This window comes from Dokdonella sp. (assembly GCF_049593775.1).
Taxonomy (GTDB): Bacteria; Pseudomonadota; Gammaproteobacteria; order Xanthomonadales; family Rhodanobacteraceae; genus Dokdonella.
In genome coordinates this window covers 1-4,278 of the sequence record NZ_JBAWHJ010000099.1, presented here as the reverse complement: position 1 = coordinate 4,278, position 4,278 = coordinate 1, and the positions used below count along the sequence as shown (strand labels likewise).

Sequence of the window (4,278 nt, the reverse complement as noted above, 5' to 3'; positions counted from 1 at the left end):
AAGCGACCCGCATTGAGGGATGGCGGAGCCAGCCTGACCAGTCTCTGGCCAACGCTTCCAGTCCACCCGGATATGTCTGCTCAAGCATAAGGGCAGGCTCCACCGGCTGGCAGGGCGTCAATCGCTGTGCCGACAACACGCTGCCCAGGGCCGTACGGCCCTCTGCGCGCTCCATCAAGAGGGCAATCAGCGCCTTGGCACGAAAGTACCGCTGCTCCTGACCTGCACCGTAGAATCCGGCCCCTTCCCTGGCGAGCAGGTCGACCAGTTCGTCCTGTCCGTCGACGCTGATTTCCGGGTCGGGCTTGCGCCGAACGTCATCCAGCGCAATCCGCGCCCCCATCCCCGTCACCTCGATGCGCTCGAAGAACCCGGCCAACCCCTCGTTTATGGCGACAGGCAGTTGCCCTACATGTTCGTGGACCAGCGCATGTGCGATTTCGTGCCGGAGAATCTGAAAACTGGTCTCGATATCGTCGCGATGACGTATGCGGATTGTTCGATCCTTCCCGGAATAGGCCCCGTCAGAATCAGCAAGTGCGGTGCTTCCGATCCGTTCTGCATAGGTCCTGGCGGAGGCAATGTACTCGATGCTGAGTACGAGGCCGGGCTCGCCACTCATGCCCAGGCTGCTTCGAAATATTCGTTCAATCGCTTGCGTATCCATCGTGGCGCGCTGGACAACGTAATCCGGAAGATTGACATCCACGCCCCGGGCATCAACACGAATCGGCGCCAACCCCTCGATCTTGATCTGCCGATGTTGCTGGGCCTCCCCGGAGGGCGGCTTGTCCGAAAAATGGATGATGCCCGCCGCATCCACCCAGCGATGGATGGTTGCGTCTCCCGCGGGTCGCCCTCGGCCCGTACCTGCAAGGCAGGCCTGCGCTGTGTTGGCCTGGTGCACTACAGAAGTCGCCAATGCAGCCAGGGCCTGCAGGTCATCGGGCTCCGTGCCCGATACATTCACCGGTGCCGCCACCCTTTCGACCGTTTCGCTAGCTGTACCTGTGCGGGTCTTTGGATTCGCGAGCTGCGGGGAGCCCGCGGTAAATTCAGACTCCACATGATCGGCTGCGTGCCAGCGCTGCAGCCAGAAAAGGACAACGACTGCGATCAACAAGACGGCGAGCAATGCGGTACGCATCAGAGCCTTGCCGGGCTGAAAGCCACGGAATGGGGCGAAAACTGACGGGATGACTGCTTCATGGCGCAAGCATAGCCCGCCCCGCATGCATTCGCGCTTTCTCGCCGGGAAGCGCATTCATGTCCGACGCTCTCGACTGGATCGGGCAGAGAACGACATGGCCGAAGCCACATCTTGCGAGTACCAACACAAGGCGACAGACCAGGGAAACCAGCGTCTTGTATTGGAAAATGGGTCACGAGGCACCCAGGCCCGATGCAGTGAGCAGCCGCTCGGCTGTTGCAGGACGGCAAGTCGGAACAGCGCCTCAAACTCCATGCGCACCCAGCGCTGACATGGGGTTAATGCACAACTGCGTAAACTGGGAAGTCCCAATACGCGGAACTTCCTCACTGGACACAGGAGAAACACATGATTGAGTGGCTACAGGCCCCGGAACATGCGCAATGGGTGGATTTGGGGATCACCGTCGGAGGCCGACTGCTTGGCGCACTTGTGCTGCTGCTGGTCGGATTGAAACTCGCAAAAGTGCTGGCAGGCTGGGTAGGCAAGAAGTTGCAGAACAGCCAGCTTGAATCAACCGCGGCCCTGTTTCTTGGGCGCGTGATCCTCATCGTGATGCAAGTCGTTCTGCTGCTCGCGGTAGTCCAGGTACTCGGCGTGCCGATGGCATCGATGTTCGCGGTATTGGGTGCAGCCGGCCTCGCCATCGGCCTGGCTCTGAAAGATTCACTCTCGAATATCGCCTCGGGCGTAATGCTGGTTACCCTGCGCCCGTTCAAGGTGGGTGACCTGGTCACGATCAATGGCGTTACCGGAAAAGTCGAGATGGTCAGCATTTTTCAGACGCGCCTGAGAGGAGCCGACAACCAGGTCATCACATTGCCGAATTCACTGATCACGACGGATTCGATCATCAACCTGACCCCTGACACGATGCGACGCATTGAACTGGTTGTCGGGATCGGATATGCAGATGATATCGACCTCGCCAAGTCGTCCGCGCTCGAAATCATGCAGTCCGATTCGAGGGTACTGAAGGATCCGGCACCCACGGCTCTGGTATACGAGCTGGGCGAAAGCAGCGTCAACCTCGGTATCCGCTGCCATGTCGCCAATGCGGACTACTTCAATGCCAAATGCGAACTGACCGAGCAGATCAAGAAGCGCTACGACAGTCTCGGCATCAGCATTCCGTTCCCGCAACGCGACCTGCATATCGTTGACGGTGGCACGGCCGGCTCGGCTCCTGTTCCGGACATGGCCAAGGCCTCCTAGCGGCAAACCGGCATGAAAAAACCCGCCGAGCGGCGGGTTTTTTCTGCTACTGATGGAAAGTCAGTCTGTCGCGGCCTGGCAAGCGAGCAAGTCGCTGTCCGAGATCACCCACTTGTCGGTGTCGGCACAGAGGCCAACACTTTCGATCACGCATTCGTCGCCATCCTCATCGACGACCCTCACATCCCACTCATCGCACGGGATGCCAGTCAGGGTGAACTGCTCACCGGTTCCGATCGTCTCGTCATCGAGTTGATCCTCGCCCCACTCGGCCTCTTCCGTAGGTGAGAAATACAATTCATGGATCGCCCATCGAGACTGGTTGACGACGATGACTTTGGAACCTTTCGCGGCGAATGCAGGCATCGCTGCCGCCATGAGAATGGCCAGCATGAAACCGGGAACGAGAAGCCGTTTGAAATGACGCATGACAGTTCACCTACTTTGTGGTTATCCGGAAGGGAGTCGCATTCGGTAACAGACATCCTGCAGATCGATGATCTGCAGCACTGGACACGTCGGGCCCTGCGTACCGGGCACAACGTAAAACGCCCGCATCCTGCGGGCGCAAATACTATGGGCAAACGGATGAGTCAGCTGGCTTGAGCGAGACGATAGCCCTTGATCCGGCTGGCGAACTCCTGCAAGGCTCGATTGCCACTTTCCTCTGCTTCCCGGCACCACTGCTTGAGTCCTTCGAGCATGGCCTCGCCATTGCGGCTCTCCATTATCTCAAGCAAGCGGCGTCGATATTCCATGACCGTGGCCATGGCCGGCCGCTGGTTTACCCAGTTTCCGAGGCGCTCACGGGCGTCGTTGTCGAGCCAGCGTCCACCACTGGACAGCGCATTGCGCAAGCGACGTGGAAGCGCCTTGATGCTGACTCCGGCACGCGCGGCCTCTTCGTGGAGGGTTGGCGCCGTGACACCGCGGAAGTAGTCGGTCATGACCTGGAACTTGTGCGTCAGCAACGCTTTCACGGTATCGCTATCCGGCGCATTGATGTCATCGCGGATGTCCAATGAAGGAGCAACGCGCATGACCTTGGCCATGCCGATGGCATTGAATACACAGATCATGGCCCAGCCAATATCAAACTCGAAGCGGCGAAGTGAGAACTTGGCCGAACTCGGAAATGCATGATGATTGTTGTGCAGCTCTTCCCCGCCAATGATCAGTCCCCAGGGAGTCAGGTTGGTGGACGTGTCGTCGCTCTCGACGTTGCGATATCCCCACCAGTGGCCAAGGCCATTGACGACTCCCGCAGCCATGAACGGGATCCAGATCATCTGGCCAGCCCAGATCACGACGCCCCAGAGGCCGAACAACGCGAACGCAACGAACAGCATGAGGGTTGGGCCCAGCTCGGGATGGCGTGCGTAGATGTTGCGCTCGATCCAGTCATCCGGGGTTCCCCTGCCGTACTGTTCCGTGATCGACGTATCCCTGCGCGCCTTGCGATACAGGTCCACGCCGTCCAGCAGCACTTTCTTGATACCGAAAAACTGCGGGCTATGCGGATCTTCGGCGGTCTCGCACTTGGCGTGATGCTTGCGATGAATGGCCACCCACTCCTTGGTCACCATGGCGGTGGAGAACCACGCCCAGAAACGGAAGAAGTGAGCCAGTACCGGATGGAAGTCCACGCCGCGGTGTGCCTGACTGCGATGCAGGTACAGGGTCACCGAGAAAATCGTGAACTGAGAGACGACGATGAAGTAGAGCACCAACATCGGCCAGGACGCGTTGACCAGGCCCTGAGTCAGGAAAGTGACTATCGAATCGAACATGGAATTCCACCGGAAAATAGTTGATCAATCATACGCGAGCTCCGGTCGAGCAACCAGATACCC

The 4,278-nt window shown here is 59.0% G+C and carries 4 protein-coding genes; 1 reads left to right on the top strand and 3 read right to left on the bottom strand.

What is annotated here, in order from left to right; all coding sequences use genetic code 11:
- Positions 1-1,147 (bottom strand): DUF4124 domain-containing protein (locus WBP53_RS03455; RefSeq protein ID WP_423925964.1); only part of this gene is annotated, 1,147 nt, incomplete at its 3' end.
- Between the two features lie 411 nt (positions 1,148-1,558).
- Between WBP53_RS03455 and WBP53_RS03450 the strand changes: the two genes are divergently transcribed.
- The gene (locus tag WBP53_RS03450; RefSeq protein WP_423925962.1) at positions 1,559-2,425 is read left to right on the top strand and encodes a mechanosensitive ion channel family protein; all 867 of its coding nucleotides are present in this window, start codon (positions 1,559-1,561) and stop codon (positions 2,423-2,425) included.
- A 60-nt stretch (positions 2,426-2,485) separates the two neighbouring features.
- On the opposite strand, the gene WBP53_RS03445 is transcribed toward WBP53_RS03450, so the two are convergent.
- Positions 2,486-2,854 carry a hypothetical protein gene (locus tag WBP53_RS03445; protein ID WP_423925960.1) on the bottom strand — a complete coding sequence of 123 codons (369 nt, stop codon included), beginning with the start codon at positions 2,852-2,854 and terminating at the stop codon, positions 2,486-2,488.
- Between the two features lie 164 nt (positions 2,855-3,018).
- The gene (locus tag WBP53_RS03440) at positions 3,019-4,215 is read right to left on the bottom strand and encodes a DesA family fatty acid desaturase (RefSeq protein ID WP_423925958.1); all 1,197 of its coding nucleotides are present in this window, start codon (positions 4,213-4,215) and stop codon (positions 3,019-3,021) included.
- Positions 4,216-4,278 lie beyond the last annotated feature (63 nt).

Bases quoted from the DNA above. Each gene is read 5' to 3' on its own strand.
- WBP53_RS03440 (WP_423925958.1), bottom strand. From the start codon at position 4,215: ATGTTCGATTCGATAGTCACTTTCCTGACTCAGGGCCTGGTCAACGCG.
- WBP53_RS03445 (WP_423925960.1), bottom strand. From the start codon at position 2,854: ATGCGTCATTTCAAACGGCTTCTCGTTCCCGGTTTCATGCTGGCCATT.
- WBP53_RS03450 (WP_423925962.1), top strand. From the start codon at position 1,559: ATGATTGAGTGGCTACAGGCCCCGGAACATGCGCAATGGGTGGATTTG.